Here is a 26504-nt window from a genome sequence, read left to right on the forward strand (position 1 = left end):
AATCAGCTTCCCCCCTTAGTAGTTTCTATTTGTTATTCTACATGACAAATTGCGACTCGAAAAGCATAAAAAAAATCGGAAACCCTTATACAGCAGGTTTCCGACAAGTCATCAGTAGACTGACGTTGAAGATTTATTTGTATTTTCGAGTATTTCTTTTACTCTATTTAGGAATTTACCACAGACAAGTCCATCAAGCACACGATGATCTAATGATAAACATAAATTCACAATATCACGTGCAGCAAACATTCCACCTGGTAAAACAACAGGTTTTTTTACAATACTTTCCACTTGCAGGATCGCTGCTTGTGGGTAATTGATGATGCCCATTGATTGAACAGAGCCAAATGCACCTGTATTATTCACTGTAAATGTACCACCAGTAATGTCATCCATTGCTAATTTTCCTGTACGAACTTTGATAGCCAGTTCATTGATTTCTTTCGCAATTCCTTTAATGGATTTTTCATCTGCGTGTTTTATAACAGGTACAAATAAGGCATCATCCGTTGCTACTGCAATCGAAATATTGATGTCATGTTTTTGAATGATTTTATCTTCCGCCCACATCGAATTCAGCATTGGGAATTCCTTTAAAGCTTGAGCAACCGCTTTTACAAAGAAGGCGAAATATGTAAGATTAAAGCCTTCTTTTTGCTTAAATTCATTCTTTAAGCTATCACGATAAGTCACTAAATCTGTTACATCCACTTCCATCATCATCCAAGCATGTGGCGCTTCATGTACACTTTTCACCATATTATTCGCAATGGCACGACGGATCTTCGTCACTGGAATTTCGATATCTCCTGGATGAATAGGTTGTACAGGTGCAGCTGCTTTTTCCACTTGTTGCTGTGGTGCAGAAGCTGCTGTAGGTGCTGATGTCGTTTGAACGGTTGGAGCTGCTTGTGCTACATCATTTGCCGTTGGGATATTACCTGTTTCAATGAGCTTTAACAGGTCTTTTCGTGTAATACGACCACCCTCGCCAGTACCTGTTACAAGGTCTAAAGCTATATCATGCTCCTGTGCAAGTCGAAGAACAGCTGGTGAATAACGTACTTTACCCGTACGTGCCTCTTTTGGTGCAGATACTGGAGCTGCTACCTGCTGTGGTGCCTCCTGTTTCTTTTGAACACCTGCATTTAAAATAGCCGTACTTACCGTTGATTTTTTTTCAGGTGGCGGTGCTGGTAATTCACCTTCTCCCGCTATTTCAATCGAGCAAACGACTGCTCCAACTGGTAATGTCTGACCTTCTTGCGCAAGTAGCTCCGTGATAACCCCTTCAAATGATGACGGGATTTCAGCATTTACTTTATCTGTAACAACCTCTGCTAATGGATCATACTTTTTAACTGTATCTCCAGGCTTTACAAGCCATTTTTCAATTGTACCTTCTGTTACACTTTCGCCGAGCTGTGGCATTGTAATATTTTGAACCGACATCTTTTATTCCTCCCATCAATTAAGCCTAGGCGTCATTGTACCTGATGCAGCGCTAAAAACATTAAACGTAGACAGGCATTTAGACAGATTTTGACTTTCATATGTGCAAAGTCAAAATCTGTTGTTCCGTCTGAGGCTTTTATTTTTTCATTCAGCCTTGTTGTAATCTATTAGAACGCAGCAAGTTCTCGCATAGCACGTTCCACTTTATCAGGATTAATCATAAAATATTTCTCCATCGTTGGTGCATATGGCATGGCTGGCACATCAGGTCCCGCTAGACGTTGAATTGGTGCATCAAGCTCAAATAAACAATGTTCTGCAATAATTGCAGCAACCTCACTCATGATACTACCCTCTTTATTATCCTCTGTGACAAGCAATACTTTACCTGTCTTACTTGCAGCCTCAATAATCGCTTCTTTATCCAGAGGGTAAACTGTACGCAAGTCAAGGATATGAGCGGAAATACCATCCGCAGCTAGGCGTTCTGCCGCTTGTAAAGCAAAGTGGACTGCTAAACCATAGGTAATGACTGTCACGTCATCTCCTTCACGTTTTACATCTGCTTTACCAATTGGCAATGTGTAATCATCTAGTGGTACTTCCCCTTTAATTAAACGATAGGCACGTTTATGTTCGAAAAATAATACTGGATCTTCATCACGAATAGCAGCTTTCAATAAGCCTTTTGCATCATACGGTGTTGATGGAATGACAATTTTCAAACCAGGCGTACCAGCAAAAAGTGCTTCAACGGATTGTGAATGATAAAGTGCCCCGTGAATACCGCCGCCAAAAGGTGCACGGATGACCATTGGACACGTCCAGTCATTATTAGAACGGTAACGAATTTTGGCTGCCTCAGAGACGATTTGATTGACAGCTGGCATAATAAAATCAGCAAATTGCATTTCAGCAATCGGACGCATACCGTACATCGCAGCACCGATACCTACACCAGCTATCGCACTTTCTGCAAGAGGTGTATCGAGCACGCGGTATTCACCGAATTGATCGTATAGTCCAGTAGTGGCTTTGAATACACCGCCCTTACGACCAACGTCCTCTCCTAAAATGAAAACTCGTTCGTCACGTTCCATTTCTTCTTTCATTGCTAATGTAATCGCATCAATATAAGACATTACTGCCATTACATGTCACCTCCGTCCACTGGTGCATAAACATATTTAAGTGCATGCTCTGGTTGTGCATATGGAGCCGCTTCAGCATAATCAGTTGCTTCATTTACTTCTGCCATGACACGCTCTTCGATTTCAGTACGTATCGCATCTGTCATTACGCCAGCATCCATTAAATATTTTTCAAATAATACAATTGGATCCTTTGCTTTACCTTCTGCAATGTCTTCAGCCGTACGGTATTGACGGTCATCATCATCTGATGAATGGGCTGTTAAACGATAGGTTACCGTTTCGATTAAACTTGGACCTTCCCCATTACGTGCACGATCTGCGGCCTCTTTCACCACTTTATACACTTGTAACGGATTTTTCCCATCCACTGTTACCCCTGGCATTCCGTAGCCAATCCCACGATCAGATACTTTTGCACAGCCTAGTTGACGTTCTACTGGCACAGAAATCGCATATTGATTGTTTTCTACCATAATAATGACTGGTAGCTTATGCACACCTGCAAAGTTCGCTCCTTCATGGAAGTCTCCTTGGTTGGATGAACCTTCACCAAGCGTAACGAAAGAAACAAAATCTTCTTTTTGTAGACGTCCTGCAAGTGCAACACCCACTGCGTGTGGAACTTGAGTCGTAACAGGAGATGAACCTGTTAAAATACGGTTTTTCTTTTGGCCAAAGTGACCTGGCATTTGACGACCGCCAGAGTTTGGATCTTCTGCTTTAGCAAACGCAGATAACATCAGTTCTCTTGGTGTCATTCCAAAATGTAAAACAACACCCATATCGCGATAATATGGTGCAATATAATCCTTATTTTTATCAAGTGCAAAGGCTGCTCCAACCTGTGCTGCCTCCTGACCTTGACAGGAAATTACAAACGGAATTTTACCAGAACGGTTTAATAACCACATACGCTCATCTAATCTTCTGGCCATTAACATTGTTTCGAACATAGCAAGTACATCTTCATTTGACAAACCTAAATCTTCATGTTTGATTTGAACATCTTGCATACGAACACCCCTTTCGTATTATAGAGAAATAACTATCTTATCCTATATCCCCACTTTTGGATATGTTAGTTATGAAATTCAGAAAATTAAAAATGGATAGCGCGATCATCCACTGCGAGAGCAGATTCCACTAACACCTCATTTAAGGATGGATGTGGATGAATGGCCTGACTAATTTCCCATGGTGTTGCATCTAACACTTTTGCTAAGGATGCTTCACCAATTAAATCTGTTACATGAGGCCCTACCATATGAATACCCAAAATATCATCTGTTTCTTCATCAGCAATAATTTTGACAAAGCCTTCTGCTTCTCCATTTACTAATGCTTTACCAATGGCCTTAAACGGGAATTTACCAATCTTTAATGAAAAGCCTTGTTCTTTAGCAGCACTTTCTGTTAATCCAATGCTAGCAACCTCTGGATAGGAATAAACACATTTCGGTACTTTTAGTGCATCCAATGTCTCTGTTTTCCCTGTTGCTATATGCTCAATAGCTGAAAGCCCTTCATGAGAAGCGACATGTGCCAATTGTAAGCCGCCAATCACATCTCCTATGGCATACATATGAGACTCTTTCGTTTGATAGGAACCATTCACTTTAATAAAGCCGTTTTCCACTTCGATCTCTGTATTTTCTAAACCAATACCTTGCGTATTCGCCTCACGCCCTACACAAAGTAATAGTTTATCAGCCTCAAAAATTTCTTCTTTTTCATTCACTTTTGCAGAAATGAAAACGTTATCATTTTCGATTTTGAATGTATTTGTATCTAAGCGAGCATTCGTAACAATACGAACGCCTCGTTTTTCAAGCTGTTTCGTCACTTCTTTAACGATGTCCGCATCTTCTGCTGGTAAAATAGATGGACCATATTCTACTACTGTTACATATACACCAAAATCGCAAAGCATGGATGCCCACTCAATTCCGATTACACCGCCACCAACGATTAACAGTGACTTTGGTAAACTTTCTAACTGTAATGCGTGGTCTGAATTCAGCACATATTGCCCATCTATCGTTAACCCTGCCATACCACGAGGCTTTGAGCCCGTTGCAATGACAACATTCGTAGGCACAAGCATTTCATTTTCATCGCCATTGGACATTTCTACAGATATTGTACCTGGCATAGGTGAGAAAATAGATGGACCCAAAATTCGCCCTGTACCATGATAAACATCTATTTTTCCTTTTTTCATCAGTGTATTCACACCCTGACTTAATTGCTCAACGATTGCTTGTTTCCTAGCTTGAACTTTGTCAAATTGTAATGTCACACCTTCGATATCGACACCATATTCGCTAGCTGTTTTATTAGCCATACGATATACTTCGGCACTTCGTAGTAAGGCTTTACTTGGAATACAGCCTTTATGCAAGCAAGTACCACCTAAACGCTCACGCTCTACAATGGCTGTTTTCAAGCCTAGCTGAGCAGCTCGGATGGCTGCAACATAACCACCTGTACCTCCACCTAAAATGACAACATCATAATTTTGAGCCATGTTTATTCCCCCCTATTGAGAAAAGTGCTAAAGGATTCTATTAAACAATAACCAAGTGATTTTTTAACAGTCAGTGCTTTAGAAACTTTAGCTTTACTTCATGAAAGCCCTAATTTCTTGTTGAAAATTAGAAGAAGTCGACAATGCGACTTCTCTTCATGTATCAACCGTGTAAATTAGCGACCGTGTAAAATATTTTTTTCATTTTTTAAAAATTGGCTGCGAGATTTTGCTACGCGAGCGATACGTTCCTCTGCTAAGCGGTTCGCTGCCACATATGTTGGAATGCCATCTCGTTTTGAAATAGCAAAGATTTTTTCAATACTATCATAAATGCCATCTACGCGTTTCATTGCACGTTCACGATTATAGCCATATAATTCATCCGCAACGTTAATAACGCCACCAGCATTGATTACATAATCTGGTGCATAAACGATACCTAATTCATGTAGGTAGTCACCATGACGTGAATCTTTTAATTGGTTATTTGCAGATCCAGCAATCACTTTCGCTTTTAATTGTGGAATCGTTTCATCATTTAAAATTGCACCTAATGCACATGGTGAGAAAATATCAACTTCTTGCGCATAGATTTCATCTGGTGCCACTGCAATCGCGTCAAAGTCATTAACAACTCGATCAATTGCTGCCTGATTGATATCTGTTACAACAAGTTTTGCCCCTTCATTATGTAAATACTCGCAAAGCTTGTAGGCTACATTTCCTAGACCCTGTACAGAAATTTTTAATCCTTCTAGTGAGTCTGAACCGAATGCTTCTTTTGCAGCTGCCTTCATACCACGATAAACACCATAAGCCGTTACTGGAGATGGATTACCTGAAGAACCGAATGCAGGAGAAATTCCTGTTACATAATTTGTTTCCTCGTGGATTAAATCCATATCCGATACCGTTGTACCTACATCTTCAGCTGTAATATAGCGGCCATTTAATCCTTGGATGAAACGACCTAATGCACGGAACATCTCTTCGTTTTTATCTTTAAATGGGTCACCAATAATGACCGTTTTTCCACCGCCAAGGTTTAAACCAGCTGCAGCATTTTTGTAAGTCATTCCGCGTGCTAAACGTAATGCATCTTCAATTGCATTTTCTTCCGAAGCATACGTCCACATACGTGCTCCACCTAGTGCTGGTCCAAGTGTTGTATCATGGATAGCGATAACCGCTTTTAACCCTGATGCTTCATCTTGGCAAAATACCAATTGTTCGTAATCATACTTTTCCATATACTTGAAGATTTCCATGAAACTCGCCCCTTTGCTTTGGAAAGTGCATCCCCAAATGCCCATCCAATCAAGTTTTATCTAACAATCTAATCTTCGTAGCGTCCTCACTCAGCAAATTCTGAGCTCCTATTATTCAGTAGGTGTTTAGACCCTAATACTTAAAGAAGAAATTGTTTAGTAATGGATAATATTGCTCCACTTATTTTTACAATACTGACAAATTCACAATTTCGCAACTATTATTACATATTCTTATTTAAGTAAGAATTTTCTAAACATTCAGTTACAATTGCTACTTTCTGTCCTGCTACGTTTTTAGCTAAAAATATTATATTGGTTTATACCCTTCCTTGACATTCTACCATCCACAGGTAAAATTAATCATAGGAATAAGGAGGGGTATACATGGCCCGTTTAGCTGCATTTATTGTAATGCTTATTCCAGGTCTTATGGCTGCAGGTGGCATTAAATTTATGCGTGATACATTATTTGGTAAGCTCATTTCACCATTCCCATTTTTATGGCTGCAATTTATCGTTGGGGTCATTTTCTTCGTAATAGGCTTTGGGTTTTTCGCTGGATTTTTACTACATCGCGATCGAAAAAACGGAAAAGTAGCACCACGCTTCCAAAAAAAATAAAAAGAGCTATCCAAATAAGTCAGGAAAGACTTACTGGATAGCTCTTTTTATACCCGTTGCTGAGATCTAAGGACTTTATCAGGATAATCCGTAATCCAACCAATGACAGAAGGGTGCGGATTGGTTAAAAATGATTCTGTACCATCAATAGCATAAAAACGACATGCTTTTTCACTTGTAACACAGGCCTCCAAGTATCTTGGTTTGTAGTACCTTTTATGCATATGCACACTATCAGCCGCTTTATAATCAGCTAGAAGATCCCATTTTATTTTTTTCGTCGCAATAAGGGCCGTTTCAAATTCTGGTCTATGCTTTTTTACGATCTCTAAAAGCTCATAGTGAAAGGATGAAAAATGACTACCTTTTGGCAGAGCTAACCCACGAAGGAAATGAATTAGCCCACTCTTATTGTCCAAGATCGTTGATTTTAATTCAATATTCAACGGCATCTGCTGTGTATTTGCCCATGCTAAAACTGCCTCAAACGCTGGCATCTTATATGACGAAAATAAACGTCTCCAAGGCTTACCAAGTTTAAAGCGCAGAAGCTCCTCGATCGTACAATCGCTTACCAATTTATTGGTGCCTACTAACCTCGATAATTGTGGATCATGATACACTACAGGTAAACCATCTTTTGAGAATTGAATATCTAGTTCAATTCCATCAGCACCTAGCTCTAATGCCTTTTCAAAAGCTTTAAAGGTATTCTCTAATGCATAAGCAGAAGCACCACGATGTGCAAAAACAGGAATAAAAGCTGCCTTAGACATTTAACTCACCAAATTCTAGGATGAATTTACCATTCGTCATTTTGCTTAATAAAGATGATTTTCTGCCAATTTGAATATACGTTCCAGGATGGGCCTCTTTTGTCACAATAATCTCTTCTTTCCCTACATGACGCATTTCATCCATTAATAATTTGATTTCACGATCTAATGTAAGCGCTTCGCCCTTTAATTTAGTTAAGGCTTGCTTTGTCACTTCAAAGGACGCTGCTTGTTCTTTGGACATTTGATTGAGAAAAGGCAATAAATTTTTCATGCTACTCTCGTGTGCTGAAATCTCTGTTTGCAATTGTCTTAGCTGTGCTGCTTTTTCCTGCATCACGGTGTTATTCTCTTGCTTATTAATACTTTCTATTATCAAATCTGTTCGTCGCTCTAATCGGTTCCCAGAAATGGCCGTAACAATCGTATTTTTGGCTACTGCACGTCCCCCAATAATTTTACCTTTTCGTTCATCCACATAAATCGAATGAGCAGAAAGCTGTGATCCTAGTGCGTAAAAACCAATATGAATACTATTAGCTGCAAATAAATTTGCTTCATTCACATGTTTAACAAATATATTGCCACCTGCTTCTACCACTGTTGAACCAAGTCCAAAGATGCCACCACGAATATAGACATCACCCTCAATGGATTTAATAAGCTTGGCACCGCTTACACCCTCAGCTCCCTCAATGGAAATATCGCCAGTTGCAATAACCGTATAGCCACTTGTTACTGTACCTTTAATACTAAGTGAACCATTAAATTCAAGGTTACCTGTTTCCACTCCAACATCCCCATTTATAGGAAGGTGTCTGTTTACACCAATCATGCCTTTGACATCATCTAAAACACCAGCAATTTTCGAGCGAATGACGATTTTTCCGTCTTCTTCCACTTCATAGGCCGATTTTGTATCGTATTTGATTGGATAATCTCGACCAGGTACAGCAGCAACTTCTTGACCTAGCACATTTTTCCCCGGTTTACCTAATGTCGCAGGAATCTTTTCACCTAGCCAAGAGCCTTCTGAAATTTCCGAAATAAAATTCATATCATAGTAATCCGCTTTACCGTCTTCACGAATGACTGGCTTTCTCTCGGGTTTAGGTAAGTATGTAATTTGTGCATCTATTCCCGCTATAGGTTGCTCGCCTTGAGCAATTAAGAATGCTTTTCCTGGTTCAGCCTTCAATATATCAAAATCCAATATTCCGTGTACAATTCCATTTTCATTGAGTGTTTCTCGGATTTGTTGTGTTAATTTTTCTTTATTATTTTGAATATAATCATGCGTTTCATATATAAAAACAGAGGCTGACATCTTATCACGTGCCACTTCTGCTTCAATGTTCGGAAGCCAGCGTCCAATTTCAACAGGATTTGTATTCTGGGTTGATAACACATTTTTTAAAATTGAAAAATTAGATAATTTCAGTCGTGGATGACTACGTAGGATGCTGTCAAATTCTTTTAATGGGAAACCAGGGCTAAAAGTAAGCATAAATACCTTGCCATTTTCCTCAGAAATTTCGAAGTTTTCATTTCGAACTAGAATCAAGCTACCTCCTCCTTCCCTCTATATGTAAGTATATACAATCCACTTACATTTGTTTAGAGACCATTGTCACTACCGAGAAAGAAAATAGTACCACCTAATCATTAAAACATGAGCCAATATTTTATTTTTTATAAATAAAAATAGATAATTAATACCAATTAATTGTTTGTTTTTGAGTTTTTTTATTAAAATTACCGATAAATCCAAAGTAATTCCATTAGGCTATTTTAAATAAAACATCTCCCATTGACAGGTATTGAGGATTGCTTCTCACTAAACTATAGGTAATTTAGGTATTTTAGACTATTTTATTGATATTACTTTCGATTCGGAAAGTAGAACCTAGTTGTTTCAATTGCTGTCGATTCATATATTGCATACTTATTTTACCATCGAATACTAAACGCACCTCAAATAGCTCTTCCTCAATCTGAGTGATTTCGAGCGAATTCATTCCCTCTAATTGAATATTTACACTTTTTACTGTGATCACCTACCATGAGAATAATAACTCCATTGCCCTTCTTACATGTATTTCGTGTATTTTTATCTGATTTAGACGTTCTTTTAACGGTTTCAATGTTAAAGGACAGCCACAGAAATTTCCATAGTATTTGTTGAAGTAACAAAAAAAGCGCCCTTTAAACAATATGATTTAAAAAGGCGCTATACTATGCGAAGTATAATTGCTGTATATGTTAATGATTATATTGGTACTAGCTAGCCATCATATCAATGCGGATTTTGTCTGCGATCATGGCAATGAATTCGCTATTTGTAGGCTTGGATTTTAAGTGATGGACAGTATAACCAAACATTGACGAAATGGATTCATAATTGCCGCGATTCCATGCAACCTCAATGGCATGGCGAATCGCACGTTCCACACGAGATGGTGTCGTATTAAACTTTTTCGCGATTTCTGGATATAAAATTTTTGTTACAGATCCTAATAATTCAATATCCTCAAAGACCATTTGAATGGCTTCACGTAAATAGGAGTAGCCCTTAATATGTGCGGGTACACCGATTTCTTTAATGATAGCAGTAATCGTACTGTCTAATTGATGCTGATTTAATTTTTGAGGTACTGTCGGTTGTAGTACGCTTGTCTTTTTCGGAAGTGTCGCCTTCTGTCCAGCGCAATGTAAAATCTTTTGTACCAATTGGTCGAATTCAAAGGGCTTTAGCATGAAATAGGAAGCTCCTAAATCTACCGCTTGTTTCATGACATCCTCTTGGCCAAAAGCCGTTAGCATAATGACTTGAATTGATGACATTTTTTCATTTTGATACATGGACTCTAATACAGCTAAACCGTCAAGATGAGGCATTATTATATCTAGAAGTAAAATATCTGGTGTAAATTCCTCAAGCATTTGTAGACATACTTTTCCGTTTGAAGCAGTTGCAATAATTTCTATTTCGGCATGTCCTTGAAAATACTGCTCCATTGTTTTTAATAACTCACGATTATCATCTGCAATCGCTACTTTTACCTTTGTCATTTCAATTCCTCCTTCTGGACTTGCTTTGAACACCTCAAAGCGATAACCTAAACCCCTAAATGCCGTTTTTGGCACACTGTGGAATTTTCGACATTTTTGTTTTAAAAACCTTTTCTATTTCCAAAAATGAGTATGTAGTCCGATACTTTCTTTTAATATCGACAAGTTATGCTAAAGAACTGCGACCTGTCGAATGCTCTTATAACTTATTTTAGATAAATTTAGTAGATAAAACTACAGTTTTTTTAAATATCATGCCTTCTTCAGGAAATTATCGGAAATACATGTTGGATTCGATGAAATAAAGGTAAAAAATCCGTGTAGTTTCCCGCGGCTTTTGTCCTGCCTAGGGAAAATTAAACGGATTTTTACCTTTCATACCTTTTTATGAAGACCTTCTTAACATTTCCGCTACTGTTAGCGCTGCACCTTTTTTCGGCTCCTCCACAAACATATGTGTCACAGCACCGACAAAACGACCGTCTTGGATAATAGGACTGCCACTCATTCCCTGCAAAATGCCACCTGTTTTTTCAATGAGCTTCTCGTCAGATACTATAAATTCAAGGCGTTCATTTTCCACTTTGGTAATTTCTATTGAAAAGGTTTCCACCTTACTGCCTTCAATGGCTGTATAGATTTCAGCTTTCCCCGTTTTTATATCTTTTTCATGCATAATTTCTATCGCTTTGGGTAATCTTTGTTGATAACCGTCTTCCCAGCGGCCAAAAATACCATAAATAGTATTTTTATCTATACTGCCTAGGCGTTCTTGATGCTTTTCAATGGAGGAAATTTTATAGCCTGGTTGGCCTGGTGTGCTTTTTCGGATTTGCTGAATAGAAGCTAAAAAAATGGAGCCAGCTCTAAAAACAGGGGCTTCTTGTAGGGTTGAATCGACAATTTGATGACCTAGTGCACCGTAATTTTTTGTCTCTGGATCAATATAAGTCAGTGTTCCTACTCCATCTGTTTCATCTTTTAAAAAGGAAATGACATGCTCTGCTTCTTGGTTTTGTAATTCCAATGTAATTTGTTGGCCTTCACTATTGATCGTCCATTTTTGTTGGCCATCTTTTGCCACAGCCTGCTTGGCTTCAGCAAGGGATTTTACTGGTATATCGTTTATTTTTTCAATAACAGCGCCTCCTTTCATCCACTGATTGGAAGCTAATAGTACATCGTGTGCGACAAATACATGTGACAATTGAAGTTGAATTCCAATTGCTTCGCCCATTGGTATAAGCTTTTTGGCGGCTAAAGCTTGTATAGGCATTACTAATAAAAAGATGAGCATAGGCAAAATGACTAATTGACGCCAATGACGATTCATACGACACCTCCTTTTCATTTTTGTCTTTTTACTATGTGTTGTTGTGACGTTCTTATAAGCGGTAAATATTTGCGCAAAATGAAAAAAGCCAGAAACAGCTGAAACTGTTTCTGGAATAATGGTTAACGCATTTGTTTTTTTCGTTCATCTGCCATTTTTAAAAGCTCCGTCGCATGCTGAAGTGTCAAAGCTGTAATTTCCGTTCCAGACATCATACGGCTAACTTCCTCTATACGAGCATCTTGATCAATTTCTGATAAGGAAGTAAACGTTCGATCATGCTCGACTTCTTTTTTGATGAAGTAATGATGATCTGCCATCGCTGCAACTTGAGGTAAATGGGAAATACATAAAACTTGAGAATTAACAGAAATCGCAGCAATTTTCTCTGCAATTGCTTGCGCAACACGACCACTGACACCTGTATCCACCTCATCAAAGATAATGGAAGTAATGCCATTGGAAGAAGAGAAAATGGTTTTCAACGCTAGCATCATTCGTGATAATTCTCCACCGGATGCAATTTTCGGTAAAGACTTTGGTGGCTCCCCAACGTTTGTGGAAATGTAGAAGATAATTTGATCTTTCCCATTGGCGTCGAAATAGGGTAATTCATCGAAATTGACAATAAATTTTGCTTTTTCCATATGTAATTCACGTAGCTCTGCCATAATTGCTTCACTCAATTGTTGAGCCGCAGCTTTACGTACAGTTGAAAGTTCACTAGCCAGCTCATTGAGTACAGCTTCCATTTCTAACACACGCCGTTCTTTCACCTGCAAAATCTCATCACGGTTCAACAGCTCATTTAACTCGTTTTTAATTTTTTCATAATAAGCCAAGATCTCTTCCACTGTCGTACCATATTTGCGTTTTAAAGTTTGCAACAACGCTAAACGCTGCTCCACCTCGTTTAAACGTGCAGGGTCAAATTCCAATTCATCTAACACATTTTTAACCTGATAGGCTGCATCCTGTAATGCATAAAACGCACTTGTAACCGCCTCCGATGATTCTTTGAATTGCTCATCAACCATTGCAGCATCTTCTAAAGCACCCATTGCTGTTCCGATCCAATCAAGCCCTTTTGTTTCGCCCTGTATGGCCTCATAGGCTGCACTAGAACGTTCAAAAATTTTATTAAAATTCATCAGACGACGCCGTTCGTCTAGAAGCTCGTCTTCCTCACCTAACTTTAAATTAGCTTCGTCCAACTCTTTAATTTGAAATTGATACAAATCGATACGTTGTGCCATCAGCTGCTCATCAATGGATATAGAAGCTAAGTCTTTTTTGAGCAAACGGTATTCATCGTACTGGGCACGATACGTTTTTTGAATGGGCAATAGCTCTTCTTCTGCAAACTGGTCAAGCAAATTGATGTGTTGCTTTTCATCCATTAGCTCTTGATTTTCATGCTGACCATGAATATCAATGAGACTTGCCCCAATGTCTCTAAGCACCGATAAGGGCACAAGCTTTCCATTCACACGACAAATACTTTTACCAGTGTCATTTAAATCACGACGTAAAATAATCGTATCTTCTTCTATTTCAATGCCTGCTTCTTCTAACTTTTTCAGAACAGGATGAGCTGAACTCGAAATTTGAAATAAGCCACCCAATTCTGCTTTTCTTGCGCCATGTCGAATAAATTCAGTGTTGCCTCGTCCACCTGCAAGTAAATGCACCGCATCAATGATAATGGATTTTCCGGCACCTGTTTCCCCTGTGAGAACTGTTAAGCCTTCTAAGAAGCTGACAGTCAAATCCTCAATGATGGCAAAGTTTCGAATACTAAGCTCTCTTAACACAAAATGTCACCTCTAAATCAAATTAAAGCATATCTAATAAGCGATTTTTTGTATTTTCACGCTCATTTTCATTTCGACAAATAATTAAAATGGTATCATCTCCAGAAATCGTACCTAAAATTTCTGGCCAATCTAAATGGTCAAGTAGGGATGCAATCGCATTCGCATTCCCAGGAAGAGCTTTCATGACTAAAAAATGAGATGCTCCATCAATACTTACAAAAGCATCTGCTAATGCACGATGTAATTTTTGGACTGGGTTGAAACGCTGATCTGCGGGTAAGCTATATTTATAACGCCCATCCTGTAATGGTACTTTCACTAAATGAAGCTCTTTTATATCCCTTGATACTGTAGCTTGTGTCACATTATAGCCTGCATCTTTTAAAAAATCGACTAAATCATCTTGTGTTTCAATTTCATGATTGGCGATAATATCCCGAATCCGTATATGTCGTTGTCCCTTATTCAACGAAATCACCTCTTATAAATAATTGTATATGTGTATAATCACACTACCATTTTCAACAAAAAAGCACAAGAAAAAACACGGCTCTATAAGCGAGCACGTGTTATTTTAAAGAATTATGCGCTTCTTCAACGAGTGCATTAAAAGCTGTATATGCAGGTAGATCTTCTTGTCCAATAGGATTCACTAAATGGAATAAAAATTCAATATTTCCTTCTCCACCTGTGATTGGAGAGAAGGAAGCATCTTTCACTACAAAACCAATCTCTGTTGCCATTGCTGCCGTTTTTTCCAAAACTTCTAAATGGACTTTTTTATCACGAACAATTCCTTTTTTACCTACTTTATCTTTCCCAGCTTCAAACTGAGGTTTTACCAATGCCATAACATCCCCGCCTGGCAGCAATAATGTTTTTAATACTGGTAAAATCAGTGATAACGAAATAAAGCTGACATCGATTGTTGCAAAATCAGGTAAACCTTCCGATAAATCGGCTGCCGTTGTATAGCGAAAATTCGTTTTCTCCATTACTGTCACTCGTTCATCTGAGCGAATTTTCCATGCTAGTTGGTTCGAACCAACATCTAGTGCATAGCAATGTCTTGCACCATGCTGTAAGGCACAATCTGTAAAGCCACCTGTAGAGGAGCCAATGTCAAGCATCAGCTTCCCTTCTACAGACATATCAAAAATTTGTAGCGCCTTTTCTAATTTAAGGCCACCACGACTCACATATTTTAAATCTGAGCCCTTTACTTGTAGCGGTGCATCGATGGCAATTTTCTCGCCTGCCTTATCAATTCGTATTTCATTCGAAAAGACAAGGCCCGCCATAATGGAGCGTTTTGCTTTTTCTCTTGTTTCACATAGTCCACGCTCTACAAGTAAAATATCTACTCGTTCTTTTGGTTGTTTTGTCATTATTTATTTAAACCCACTTGCTGTTTTTGTTGAAGTAATACGTGCATACGTGCAACCGTATCCTCCGCTGTCATATGAATTTCTGCGAGTAGCTGATCTACGTTGCCATGCTCAATATATTGATCTGGGATACCCATTCGATCAATAAGCGCATTTAAATAGCCGTGGTCATGAGCAAATTCTAATACACCACTACCAAATCCACCTTGTAGAACAGCTTCTTCAATAGTTAAAATCGGTTTTTGGCTAGATAATATACGGTGGAGCATATCTTCATCCATCGGTTTGATAAAGCGTGCATTGACTACTTCAATATCGATCCCTTGTTGCGCAAGCATTTCTGCAGCAGCCATTGCCATTGGAATCGTTGTTCCAAATGTCAAGATAGAGGCGTCTTTCCCCTCACGTAAAACTTCCCAGCTACCAATTGGTAAAGCTACAAGCTCATCATCTAATGGTACACCAATTCCATTACCACGTGGATAACGAAGTGCAATTGGACCACCATCATAATCAATCGCTGTTTTTACCATATGTTGCCCTTCATTCTCATCCTTTGGCATCATGATTGTCATGTTTGGAATATGACGAAGGAAAGCAATATCAAATACACCTTGATGTGTTTCCCCATCTGCTCCCACTAAACCAGCACGATCAATACCAATAAAGACATTTAAATTCGGGCGAGCAATATCATGCAATACTTGGTCATATGCACGTTGCAGGAATGTGGAATAAATCGCTAAAAATGGTTTCATCTTTTGCGTCGCTAATCCTGCAGCCATCGTTGCCGCATGTTGCTCCGCAATCCCTACATCAAAGAAACGATTTGGGAAGTCCTTTTGAATACCTTGCAATTTTGAACCTACAGGCATGGCAGGTGTAATCGTTACCACTCGCTCATTTTCATGAGCAATTTTACGAACTGTCTCAGCAATTAAACTACTCCATGCTGGTCCAGTAGTCTCAGACTTCACAAAGGCACCATTTTCAATTTTATAAGGACCTGTTCCATGCCAATTCCCAATTGTATCATCCTCGGCTGGTTTATAGCCCTTTCCTTTTTTCGTAATAACATGAACAAGGACTGGCCCTTTTACTTTTTTCGCATGTGATAATGTCATTTCAAGCGCTTCAAAATCATGTCCATCAATTGGACCAAGGTATTTAAAGCCTAGCTCCTCAAAAAACACACCAGATACTACTAAATATTTTAAGCTATCCTTTACGCGTTCAACAGTAGAGGCAAGCTTTCCACCTAATACTGGAATCTTATTAATAAGTGATTCCAGCTCTTCCTTGGCTTTTGAGTATTCCTTGGCTGTACGTAGACGACCTAAAACATTGTGTAATGCGCCAACATTTGGTGCAATCGACATTTCATTATCATTGAGGATGACAATCATATTTGTTTTTGCATGGCCAATATGATTTAATGCCTCAAGTGCCATACCACCTGTTAAAGCCCCATCACCAATAATAGGGATAACAAAGTTGTTTTCTTTTTTTATATCACGTGCTGCTGCCATACCCATGGCTGCTGATAAAGATGTCGAGCTATGACCTGTTTCCCACTCATCATGTTCACTCTCCACGCGCTTTGGAAATCCACAAAGCCCTTTGAACTGACGTAGTGTGTCAAATTGACTCGCACGACCTGTTAAAATTTTATGCACGTAAGCTTGGTGGCCAACATCCCACAAAAACTTATCTTTAGGACTGTCAAACATTTTATGCAGCATCATCGTTAACTCAACTACGCCTAAATTCGGCCCGATATGCCCACCTGTGACAGAACATTTTTCGATTAAGAAGGTACGAATTTCTTGGGCAAGCTGCTCAAGCTCCTTCTTATTTAAGTTTTTTAAAAAGGATGGACTAGTTATTTTATTTAAATCCACCTTTCTCACACACCTTTTCAATAAAATATTCACCGCAATTGTGTTTCCACCATTATAGCAGTGTTATCAATATGCTAAAAGTACGAGCACTTCATTGTTTACATATTGCAAACGTTCCCACCTATTCTAGCATATTCTTTTCCTTCAACGCCTTGATTTTCTCTTAGTTTTTACGATGAACTATATAAGCAGCAAAGTCACGTAATAGGCTTACATCTATTGGTAATTGATCGAGTGCGTTAATGGCATGTTGATAATGCTCAGCAAGCTTTTCTTTTGCTCCCTCTAATGTTAGAAGTGCTGGATAGGTGCTTTTATCACTAGCGACATCTTTCCCAGCTGTTTTTCCTAGTTCTTCAGTCGTTCCCTCAATATCTAAAATATCGTCTTGAATTTGGAAAGCTAAACCAATATGATGCGCATACTCCTTCAATGTAGCACGGTCTTGTTCTGATACATCTGCAAGTACGGCTCCCGCTTCAATACTAAAACGCAATAAAGCACCTGTTTTATTGACATGGACTTGTTCCAATTCAGCTAAATTAAGCTGACGTTGCTCCCCTTCCATATCTAGTACTTGACCACCAACCATGCCTTCTGCACCTGCTGCAACGCTTAGCAACTGGACAAGCTCAATACGCTTTTCAGCAGAGATATCCATGCGTGCTAAAATGCCAAATGCCAGTGTGTTTAATGCATCACCAGCAAGCGTAGCCAGCGCTTCTCCATAAACTTTATGATTTGTTGGCTTGCCTCTTCTAAAATCATCATTATCCATGCTTGGTAGATCATCATGGATTAAAGAATATGTGTGAATGATTTCAATAACCGAACCGACAATCAAACCGTCCTGAAGATTTTCACGGTAAAGCTCTAGTACCGCTAACACAAAAAGCGGACGAATTCGTTTACCCCCTGCCTTTAATGAATAAAGCATGGATTCCTTTAAATCTGCTGGTGCATCAATTTGTTCAACAAGTGCAAACATCGTCTCTTCAATCTGTGGTGTATTGCTTTCAATAAAGTACTTTAATGGCTCATTCATTTCCTAATTCTCTCCCTTTAGTGGATCAAATGCTGTTGTTTCACCAGTCTCTTGGACAATTGATACAAGCTGCTCCTCAGCATGTTGCAGCTTACTATGGCAAAACTTTGATAGCTCCATTCCTTGCTTGTATAAATCAATCGCATTTTCCAATGGCACATCACCCTGTTCTAACTGGCGAACGATTTCTTCTAGTGCCGTCATGGCTTCTGCAAATGTTTGTTGTTTTTCAGTCACAACAATTCCCCCTCATTCTTTGGCAAGATATTCGTCACGTTAGCCACAACCTTTCCATCATGGAAAGTCAGTGTCAGTTGATCTTGCTTTTGCACCTCAGTGGATGATTTGATCATTTGCTGATCTTTATATGCTACTGTAAAGCCTCTTGTTAGAATGGACAGTGGATTTAAAGCTTCTAATGTTCTAACGTTTGACTCAAATTGTTGTTGCTGTTTCGCCACATAATACGTAGTCGCACGTGTTAATTGTTGGACGCGCGCTTCAAGCTCTCTCTGATGAAAAGCAAGTGCCTTTTTGGGTGAATGTTGCTCCACCGTACTATGTAATTGTTGAAGTTGGGCGGTTTTTTTCATCAAGCTTACTTGCATCGCTGTCTGCAATCCTGATTCAAGCTGTGCCAATCTTTCTGTAAAAGGGCGATAAAGTCTTTCTGGCATTGACAATGGATAAGACTGCTGGAGCTTATTTAGACGCTGTCGCTCTGCCATAAGTTGCGACCTAACCATTTGATGAAGCTGTGATTTCTGCGTAAGCACCCGTTGGTAGAGCTCCGCCTGATCTGGCACAGCCATCTCAGCAGCTGCTGTTGGAGTAGGTGCACGTAAATCAGCTACATAGTCGGCGATCGTCGTATCTGTTTCATGGCCAACCGCACTTATAATAGGGATTCGGCTTTCAAAAATAGCTCGTGCCACAATCTCTTCATTAAATGCCCATAAATCCTCGATGGAGCCTCCTCCTCGCCCAACAATCAACACATCACAGCTTGTCTCTTGATTAGCACGTTGAATATTTTGCACAATATTCGGTGCTGCTTGAGCTCCTTGCACAAGTGTTGGATAAATCAAAATTTCAGCAAGTGGGTAACGTCTCTTTAAGGTTGTACAAATATCCCGTATAGCTGCACCAGTAGTTGAAGTAAGCACACCAATCTTTTCAGGAAATTTTGGTATTGGTTGTTTCCATTCAGGTTTAAAAAGACCTTCTTTTTGTAATTGCTCTTTTAATTGATTAAAGGCAACAAACAGGCTGCCAATGCCATCTGGCTGCATTTCCTGTACATATAGCTGATAGGTTCCATAGCCTTCGTAAACGTTTACATCCCCACGGATAAATACTTGCATGCCTTCCTTTGGTTCAAACGCTAATTTGGTAGCTGCTGTTTTAAACATCGTAGCAGCTATTCGGGCACCATCATCCTTTAATGTAAAGTAAATATGACCGGATTGATGAATTTTCACATTCGATAATTCACCTTTTACATACACTTCACGCAAATGTGGATCTGCATCGAATTTTCGTTTAATATATTTCGTTAACGCTTTTACTGTTAAATAAGAAGCAGAGGACATGTTTTCGGCTCCTTTACTAAAATCAAGTTTTTCACAAAACTACACCTATCATAACATTTTTTACAGTCGTTGACGTGCTAAAATGCAGTTTCGCTAGAAAAAATGACTGTCTTTCTTCTATCGAAAAACAACTATAACACATTCCTACACGTTCTCACTATTAGAAACCGTATATTATGACAAATAACAAACAAAGCCTCATAACTTCATACGTTATGAGACTTTATATTTTAATAGAATAGTAATAAAAGAGTTCCGACAATAAAACAATAATACGTAAAGTAGCTAAGTTTGCCACTTTTCATAATGCCCATAAACCAACGCATTGCGAAATAAGTCATGATGAGTGTTGCCAAGAAAGTGGCGGCATAAGGAAGAGCTAAGGCACCTTTATTCGGCTCATCTAAAAAATCTGTAATGCCAAGGACTACCCCACCCAAACTTACAGGAATATAAAGCATAAAGGAAAAACGTAAGGCTGTATCCTGCTTCATCCCTACTGCTATGGCCGAAATAATCGTAGCACCTGAACGGCTAATTCCCGGCGTTAAAGCGACTGCTTGCCCCAACCCAACAATGATGGCATCTTTTGCACGCAAATCTGCATCTTTCTTCTTACCATGCATATTACGAATTAGCCATAACGCAGTCCCTGTCACAAATAGCATGAGCGCAATCGTCGTCATACTTACGTTATCTGCAATAACATCACTTAATAACACCCCTAAAATGCCAGCAGGGATTGAACCGATGACAATATAGAGAGCAAAGCGAAAATCCGCGTTATACCGCTTTTCTCTTGTTTTCAAGTAAAGAAAAAAATGGCTGATTAGACGAACAATATCCTTACGATAAATATACATAATAGCGAGTAACGAAGCTGTATTTGTTAAGATGGCAAAAGTAAAGCCTTGTTCACCTAGTCCCAGTATTTCGCTGGCAATCATCACATGTCCACTCGACGATACAGGAATTGGCTCTGTAAAGCCTTGTACAAGTCCAATAATGATATGCTTGACGATTAACATTATATCGATATTTTCCATAAAAACCTCCTTCTAAGTATGTATGTCCCAAACGTTACATTAGACGACCAAATCGAAGAAAAGTTCGGATTTTACACAACAAAAAAAGTCACCTCACACAATGTTGAGATGACTTATTTCAAAAGGTTTTTTTATTGTACAAGCGTATTTTCAGCTGCTTGCACTGTGTTGAATAGTAACATCGTGATGGTCATTGGTCCTACGCCACCTGGTACAGGCGTAATATGAGACGCAATTCCATCCACTTCTGCAAAGTTTACGTCGCCGCATAATTTATTGTTGTCATCGCGATTAATACCTACATCAATGACAACAGCCCCTTCTTTCACGTGCTCTTTCGTAATAAAATTTGCACGTCCAACAGCAGCAATTAAAATATCTGCTTGTCTTGTGAATGAAGGTAAATCTGGTGTTTTAGAGTGTGTATAGGTCACTGTTGCATCTTTTTGTAAAAGTAGTTGTCCCATTGGTTTACCAACGATATGACTGCGCCCAACGATTACAGCATGCTTTCCTGCGATTTCAATTCCTGAATACTCAAGAAGCTTCATCACGCCAAACGGTGTACAAGGTAAAAATGTTTCTTGGCCAAGCATCATTTTCCCAACGCTTACAGGTGAGAATCCATCGACATCCTTCTCGACAGCAATCGTTGCAATGACTGTATCCTCATCAATATGTTTTGGGAGTGGTAATTGAACTAAAATACCATGAATATCCTCACGCTGATTTAAAAGCTCAATTTGTGCTAGTAATTCCTCTTGTGTTGTTTCTTCTGGTAATTTAATGAGTTCTGAAAACATACCAATCGCTTCACAAGATTTTTGTTTATTTCTCACATATGTAGCTGATGCCTGGTTGTCTCCAACTAACACAACCGCTAAACCAGGTGTTAACCCTCGCTCTTTTAATCGAGTGACACGCTCTGCTACAGCATTACGAATTTCTTGACCAATCTCTTTACCATTAATAATTGCACTTGACATAAACCTTCGTTACTCCTTCCAATTCAACACATTATTCTTGTTCTGTAAATTTAGAAAGTACACCATTGACGAATTTAGATGAACTATCATCGCCAAATGTTTTACATAACTCGATTGCTTCGTTTAGTACTACTCTTTTTGGGGTTTCTGGCATGTATAACAATTCATATACAGCTAAACGTAAAACCGTTCTTTCAATTTTGGGTAGACGGGCAAGTGACCACTTTTCAAGATGCTGTTCTAAGGTAGCATCGATTTCCTCCAAATGTTCAGCTGTTCCATTCACGATCTTTTCGTAGAAGGCATTGGTAGGTTGACCTTTAATATGGCCCATTGCTTCTTCAACTGTTAGATCCGTATTGTCTAGCTGAAACAAAACTTGCAACGCTTTTTCGCGTGCTTCATGTCGTTTCATGTAAAGCTCTCCTTCTTAAGTGGCATTAAGGTTTATAATAGCATAAAATCACACGAGAATCACGATTTCAAGCAAGTTTTCAATAATCTGAACCTTTTTCAAGGAACTTTTTGTTTAAGCCTACTTCTCATCGAATAGTGGTATTCAAAAATGAATGTTTCCTGTTCGTAATGGTATAATAAAGAAAATGAAAAATCTTTAGAGGTGTTCACTATGCAACATGAAGCTACATGCCCTAGCTATAAAAAATTTAAATCAGTTGAAGGTGAAGAACAATGTAAACAAATGAAGGAACGCAAACCTCTCCTATTTTACTGGGAGGATTGCAAGCATAAAATTCGTTTTGATGCCTTTCAAAACGTCTTTAGCTTTTATTAGTGGAGGCCATTTATGAAGGAACATTATTATACGATAGGTGAGGTTGCCAAACTTTCAAACTTATCGGTTCAGACATTACGTTATTATGATCAAATTGATTTATTTAAGCCTGCTTATATCGATACCTTCACCAATTATCGGTATTATAAAGGCAATCAGCTCTTCTATTTAGACATTATAAAGTCCCTTAAATATATCGGCGTAACGCTTGATGATATAAAAAAAGCACTTAGATTAACCTCCGAGGAATTGCTTGATTTTTTAGCTCAGCAGGAGCTACGCATCAATGAAAAAATTTCACGTTTAAACGAAGCAAAAAATACTTTACTGAAAACAAAAAAGCAATTACAAGAGCAAATTGATATCCCAGTCTTCGGTGAGATTTATGTGCAGATTGAGGAAGCAATGCCTGTTCTTCAAGTAACCACTACTGAATTAACACCGACATCGAGCACGAGTACATACTATGCCACTTTAATTAAAATTATCGAAAAGGAAGGCAGTATCTTAAACAGTCGTTATGGCTGTATTTATCCACTAGAGCCTTATAAAGATGTCAATGACATCATTTATGATGCTATTTTTACTCCCCTATTAACGGAGCGCACATTTTCGCAGCTTTCACCAAACATACAACAAACCATTATTCCTGGTGGTAAATATGTATGCATTGCCTTTATTTACGACCCTGATACTTATTTTTTATACTATGAAAAATTGAGAAATCATGTATTGGCTCAGCAGGAGCTATTTGAGTCGCGAGTGTATGAGCTATATATGCCAGCAACGCTCACTATGGAGCAAGAAAAGAAATTTATAGTAGAATTAAAGATTAGGCAAAAACAAGAGACACAAAATTCCTCCGAAAAAGTAGTGGCGCATTCGTATAACTCTCAGCCAGAACTCCCACACTAAGAAAAATTTTAAAAAATAAAAACAAATCTTTTGACCCTATAGTTACTATAGGGTTTATCGTATTACATGGAAATATTCTAGTAGATTGAAAACATGTATCGCGAACCATTAGAAGGAGAAGTTTATGAGCAAGAAGCAAAATATAACCTTAGCTATTTTATTATCTAATCTTTTCATTGCCTTTTTAGGGATTGGTTTAGTCATCCCTGTTTTACCAACCATCATGAATGAGCTACATATTTCAGGCTCTGTTGTTGGTTATATGGTGGCAGCCTTTGCCATTACACAACTAATTGCATCACCAATTGCAGGTAAGCTTGTTGATAATATTGGCCGCAAAGTTATGATTGTTGCAGGTCTTTTTATTTTTGGACTTTCTGAGTTTTTATTTGGGTTTGGTCGTTCTGTTGAAATTCTTTTTGTCTCTCGTATGTTAGGTGGCGTGAGTGCAGCTTTCATTATGCCAGCCGTAACCGCCTATATAGCTGATATTACGACATTGGCACAGCGCCCTAAGGCACTTGGCTATATGAGTGCAGCCATTAGTACAGGTTTTATTATCGGCCCAGGGATCGGTGGATTTTTGGCTGAAATTGGTACACGTGTCCCATTTTATGCAGCTGGAGTACTTGGTCTGTTCGCAGCGATTCTGTCATTGCTGTTTTTAAAAGAGCCAACACGTGCTACAGACAATGAAGAGGCAACACCATCCATGTTAGGTAGTGTCAAGCGTGTGTTTAGTCCACTCTACTTCATACCATTCATTCTTATTTTCGTGTTATCATTTGGCCTCGCTGCATTCGAATCATTGTTTAGCTTATTCGTCGATCACAAATTTGCATTTACACCATCGGATATTGCCATTATTATTACAGGAAGTGGGATTGTAGGTGCACTAGCTCAATTAATACTATTTGATTGGCTGACAAAGAAAATGGGTGAGATTAATGTTATTCGTTACTCACTAATCCTTTCAGCAGTATTAACATTCGCCATGACGATTGTGAGTCATTATTTTGCCATCTTATTCGTTACATTCTTTATTTTCGTAGGCTTCGATTTAATTCGACCTGCTGTTACTTCGTATTTATCGAAAATTGCCGGAAATGAACAAGGATTTGTTGGTGGAATGAACTCTATGTTTACAAGTCTTGGTAATATTTTTGGCCCTATCCTAGGTGGTGTATTGTTCGATATCAATCTGAACTATCCATACTACTTTGCTACAATCGTATTGGTGCTTGGCGTCATACTTGCGTTATTCTGGAGAAAGCCAAAGCATATAGAATTATAAAAATAGCGATACACACATGAAACCTAGAGAAATCCATATAAAAAGGACTGCCCTTTGATGAACAAATCATCATCGGGCAATCCTTTTCTTTTTTATTCATGCACTACTGTTTCTTCTTTTTCAAAGTGAATACCTGTAATATGCACATTTACTTCTGCTGTTTCTAGTGCCGTCATATTAAAAATAGCCTGACGGATTTGCGTTTGAACTTCTTTTGCTACCTTAGGAATGGCATATCCATATTTCACAGAGCAAAATACATCAATCGCAATTTCACCAGTTTCCGTTACACCTGATTTAATGCCTTTATTGTGTACTTTTTTACCGAAACGTTCCACGACACCCGTCGCAATATTTCCACGAGTTGCAGCAATGCCTTCTACTTCATTGACAGCAATCCCAGCCACAACCTCGATCACCTCTGCCGCTACCTCAATTTTTCCAAGCTCTTCTTTCCCAGAAGGTGTTGGTTGTACGAAAGATTGTCCTACTTTCTCTGCCATACAAATATCATCCTTTCCCTTACACATCACAAACAAGTGCTGTACTTACATTTATTATACTATAAAAAGGAAGGTTTGGCTGTCGAAAGCCGTTTTAATTTAAAACCGACTTTACTGATCCACGACATCGATTAAATAAATTCCCTTTTCAAATCCCCCACGAGCTTTCTTCTTGTGTACACGGGTCGCTTCTAGCTCCTCAAAGCTTACACCTAGCACACCGATAGCCATATGAATGAGCTCCAGTATGTCTGCGAGCTCTTCAACACTATCTTCTTTATGCTGGGCTTCGTAAAATTCTGTAGCTTCTTCTATCATTTTAGCCTTTATTGCCTTTACCAGCTCACTAGGTTCTAAAATGCGTGCATGATAGGATAAACCCTTCGCTTCAATTACTTCTAAAATTTTATCCCTCACTAGCTTATTGTATATTGGCATCCATTGTTTCACTCCTTTTCAGGGGGATGACTATTTCTTTCTTCTATTATATAGTATTCTTTCTATAATATAGAATTGATTTGAGATAAAGTAGAGGTAGAGTATGTTACAAAAATGGTTGTTTGGCATCGGTGGGGTTGTCCTCATGTTTACAATGTTTTTTTTATTTTTTGGGAATAGTGCTAGTGAAGATACATTGCTTGCGAAAAATATAATGGAAAAAGCAAATAATGGTACAACTGTAGTTTCACTAAATAAATTAACGGATTTTGATTGGGAAAAAGCGCAAATTTTTGGACCTTATACAACGAAAGATGCGATTGAAGAAACAATGCACATACAGTTTAAAGGTAGTATTAGTGGATTAGATGTACGGGAAGATATTTTTCTTCTTGTATTTGCGAAAGAAGGCCATGCGATAAAGACAGCTGTGCTTTACAGAAACATAGGAGACTATTCAACAAAGAATGGTATGTTAACACCAGATAACGATCTTCTATCTATAAAATAGAACTTTTATACTCTTCACCACACTTCAATTATTAACGGTTTAAGCTTCTATAACGGTCAA

27 protein-coding genes are annotated in these 26504 nt (G+C 38.6%); 5 read left to right on the top strand and 22 right to left on the bottom strand.

The window, feature by feature from the left end; genetic code table 11:
- Positions 1-111: 111 nt before the first annotated feature.
- The 5 genes from MHB39_RS14330 to MHB39_RS14350 form a co-directional block, all read right to left on the bottom strand.
- A complete protein-coding gene (locus tag MHB39_RS14330; protein ID WP_048392306.1) occupies positions 112-1455 on the bottom strand; it encodes a dihydrolipoamide acetyltransferase family protein in 1344 nt (447 codons plus the stop codon).
- A 170-nt stretch (positions 1456-1625) separates the two neighbouring features.
- Positions 1626-2609 (bottom strand): alpha-ketoacid dehydrogenase subunit beta, encoded by a 984-nt coding sequence (locus MHB39_RS14335; RefSeq protein ID WP_016993882.1) that lies wholly within the window; start codon positions 2607-2609, stop codon positions 1626-1628.
- Positions 2609-3625: a thiamine pyrophosphate-dependent dehydrogenase E1 component subunit alpha gene (locus MHB39_RS14340; protein WP_016993883.1), complete on the bottom strand. Its 1017-nt coding sequence runs from the start codon at positions 3623-3625 to the stop codon at positions 2609-2611. The genes MHB39_RS14335 and MHB39_RS14340 overlap by 1 nt, the downstream gene beginning before the upstream one ends.
- An 86-nt stretch (positions 3626-3711) precedes the next feature.
- On the bottom strand, positions 3712-5139 hold the full coding sequence (gene lpdA, locus MHB39_RS14345; protein WP_016993884.1) for a dihydrolipoyl dehydrogenase: 1428 nt from the start codon (positions 5137-5139) through the stop codon (positions 3712-3714).
- A 176-nt stretch (positions 5140-5315) separates the two neighbouring features.
- Positions 5316-6410: a Glu/Leu/Phe/Val dehydrogenase gene (locus tag MHB39_RS14350; RefSeq protein WP_036076580.1), complete on the bottom strand. Its 1095-nt coding sequence runs from the start codon at positions 6408-6410 to the stop codon at positions 5316-5318.
- A gap of 387 nt (positions 6411-6797) precedes the next feature.
- On the opposite strand from MHB39_RS14350, the gene MHB39_RS14355 reads away from it, so the two are divergent.
- Positions 6798-7034 (top strand): DUF2627 domain-containing protein, encoded by a 237-nt coding sequence (locus tag MHB39_RS14355; RefSeq protein ID WP_016993886.1) that lies wholly within the window; start codon positions 6798-6800, stop codon positions 7032-7034.
- 47 nt (positions 7035-7081) lie between these two features.
- Here the strand turns inward: MHB39_RS14355 and MHB39_RS14360 are convergent, their stop codons facing one another.
- The 15 genes from MHB39_RS14360 to nusB form a co-directional block, all read right to left on the bottom strand.
- Entirely contained in the window at positions 7082-7810 is a 729-nt protein-coding gene (locus MHB39_RS14360; RefSeq protein ID WP_036076577.1) for a glycerophosphodiester phosphodiesterase, read from the bottom strand.
- Positions 7803-9374 (bottom strand): FapA family protein, encoded by a 1572-nt coding sequence (locus MHB39_RS14365; protein ID WP_312124230.1) that lies wholly within the window; start codon positions 9372-9374, stop codon positions 7803-7805. Before MHB39_RS14365 ends, MHB39_RS14360 begins: the two co-directional genes overlap by 8 nt.
- Positions 9375-9672: 298 nt before the next feature.
- Entirely contained in the window at positions 9673-9828 is a 156-nt protein-coding gene (locus tag MHB39_RS14370; protein WP_342544282.1) for a hypothetical protein, read from the bottom strand.
- A gap of 262 nt (positions 9829-10090) precedes the next feature.
- Complete coding sequence (spo0A, locus tag MHB39_RS14375) at positions 10091-10882, bottom strand: sporulation transcription factor Spo0A (protein WP_016993890.1); 792 nt, start codon at positions 10880-10882, stop codon at positions 10091-10093.
- A gap of 385 nt (positions 10883-11267) precedes the next feature.
- Positions 11268-12215 carry a SpoIVB peptidase S55 domain-containing protein gene (locus MHB39_RS14380; RefSeq protein WP_016993891.1) on the bottom strand — a complete coding sequence of 316 codons (948 nt, stop codon included), beginning with the start codon at positions 12213-12215 and terminating at the stop codon, positions 11268-11270.
- Positions 12216-12337: 122 nt separating this feature from the next.
- Positions 12338-14029 carry a DNA repair protein RecN gene (gene recN / locus MHB39_RS14385; protein WP_036076572.1) on the bottom strand — a complete coding sequence of 564 codons (1692 nt, stop codon included), beginning with the start codon at positions 14027-14029 and terminating at the stop codon, positions 12338-12340.
- Between the two features lie 22 nt (positions 14030-14051).
- On the bottom strand, positions 14052-14501 hold the full coding sequence (gene argR, locus MHB39_RS14390) for a transcriptional regulator ArgR (protein WP_016994727.1): 450 nt from the start codon (positions 14499-14501) through the stop codon (positions 14052-14054).
- A 100-nt stretch (positions 14502-14601) separates the two neighbouring features.
- Positions 14602-15420: a TlyA family RNA methyltransferase gene (locus tag MHB39_RS14395; protein WP_016994728.1), complete on the bottom strand. Its 819-nt coding sequence runs from the start codon at positions 15418-15420 to the stop codon at positions 14602-14604.
- Complete coding sequence (gene dxs, locus MHB39_RS14400; protein WP_016994729.1) at positions 15420-17321, bottom strand: 1-deoxy-D-xylulose-5-phosphate synthase; 1902 nt, start codon at positions 17319-17321, stop codon at positions 15420-15422. The genes MHB39_RS14395 and dxs overlap by 1 nt, the downstream gene beginning before the upstream one ends.
- Before the next feature lie 163 nt (positions 17322-17484).
- Positions 17485-18366, bottom strand: coding sequence for a polyprenyl synthetase family protein (locus MHB39_RS14405; RefSeq protein ID WP_342544287.1), 882 nt, complete (start codon positions 18364-18366; stop codon positions 17485-17487).
- A 3-nt stretch (positions 18367-18369) separates the two neighbouring features.
- On the bottom strand, positions 18370-18603 hold the full coding sequence (gene xseB / locus MHB39_RS14410) for an exodeoxyribonuclease VII small subunit (protein ID WP_008179899.1): 234 nt from the start codon (positions 18601-18603) through the stop codon (positions 18370-18372).
- The gene (gene xseA, locus MHB39_RS14415) at positions 18600-19958 is read right to left on the bottom strand and encodes an exodeoxyribonuclease VII large subunit (RefSeq protein ID WP_342544289.1); all 1359 of its coding nucleotides are present in this window, start codon (positions 19956-19958) and stop codon (positions 18600-18602) included. Before xseA ends, xseB begins: the two co-directional genes overlap by 4 nt.
- Positions 19959-20188: 230 nt before the next feature.
- A complete protein-coding gene (locus tag MHB39_RS14420) occupies positions 20189-21004 on the bottom strand; it encodes an undecaprenyl-diphosphate phosphatase (protein WP_342544292.1) in 816 nt (271 codons plus the stop codon).
- A gap of 131 nt (positions 21005-21135) precedes the next feature.
- Positions 21136-21990 carry a bifunctional methylenetetrahydrofolate dehydrogenase/methenyltetrahydrofolate cyclohydrolase FolD gene (gene folD / locus MHB39_RS14425; RefSeq protein ID WP_016994733.1) on the bottom strand — a complete coding sequence of 285 codons (855 nt, stop codon included), beginning with the start codon at positions 21988-21990 and terminating at the stop codon, positions 21136-21138.
- Positions 21991-22021: 31 nt separating this feature from the next.
- Positions 22022-22405: a transcription antitermination factor NusB gene (gene nusB, locus MHB39_RS14430; RefSeq protein WP_004231146.1), complete on the bottom strand. Its 384-nt coding sequence runs from the start codon at positions 22403-22405 to the stop codon at positions 22022-22024.
- A gap of 213 nt (positions 22406-22618) precedes the next feature.
- Between nusB and MHB39_RS14435 the strand changes: the two genes are divergently transcribed.
- From MHB39_RS14435 to MHB39_RS14445, 3 genes are all read left to right on the top strand, one after another.
- Complete coding sequence (locus MHB39_RS14435) at positions 22619-22783, top strand: hypothetical protein (protein WP_016994734.1); 165 nt, start codon at positions 22619-22621, stop codon at positions 22781-22783.
- A 12-nt stretch (positions 22784-22795) separates the two neighbouring features.
- Positions 22796-23698, top strand: a complete 903-nt coding sequence (locus tag MHB39_RS14440; RefSeq protein WP_342544294.1) for a MerR family transcriptional regulator — start codon at positions 22796-22798, stop codon at positions 23696-23698.
- A 124-nt stretch (positions 23699-23822) separates the two neighbouring features.
- On the top strand, positions 23823-24992 hold the full coding sequence (locus MHB39_RS14445; protein ID WP_258859904.1) for an MFS transporter: 1170 nt from the start codon (positions 23823-23825) through the stop codon (positions 24990-24992).
- 92 nt (positions 24993-25084) lie between these two features.
- On the opposite strand, the gene MHB39_RS14450 is transcribed toward MHB39_RS14445, so the two are convergent.
- Positions 25085-25495, bottom strand: coding sequence for an Asp23/Gls24 family envelope stress response protein (locus MHB39_RS14450; protein ID WP_004231142.1), 411 nt, complete (start codon positions 25493-25495; stop codon positions 25085-25087).
- A 111-nt stretch (positions 25496-25606) separates the two neighbouring features.
- The gene (locus tag MHB39_RS14455; RefSeq protein WP_048392290.1) at positions 25607-25933 is read right to left on the bottom strand and encodes a nucleoside triphosphate pyrophosphohydrolase; all 327 of its coding nucleotides are present in this window, start codon (positions 25931-25933) and stop codon (positions 25607-25609) included.
- Positions 25934-26036: 103 nt separating this feature from the next.
- Here MHB39_RS14455 and MHB39_RS14460 point away from each other — a divergent pair, with 103 nt between their 5' ends.
- Complete coding sequence (locus MHB39_RS14460) at positions 26037-26444, top strand: hypothetical protein (protein ID WP_333879728.1); 408 nt, start codon at positions 26037-26039, stop codon at positions 26442-26444.
- The last annotated feature ends 60 nt before the right edge of the window (positions 26445-26504 follow it).

The sequence above is a fragment of the Lysinibacillus sp. FSL K6-4013 genome, assembly GCF_038630435.1.
Lineage (GTDB): Bacteria > Bacillota > Bacilli > Bacillales_A > Planococcaceae > Lysinibacillus > Lysinibacillus boronitolerans.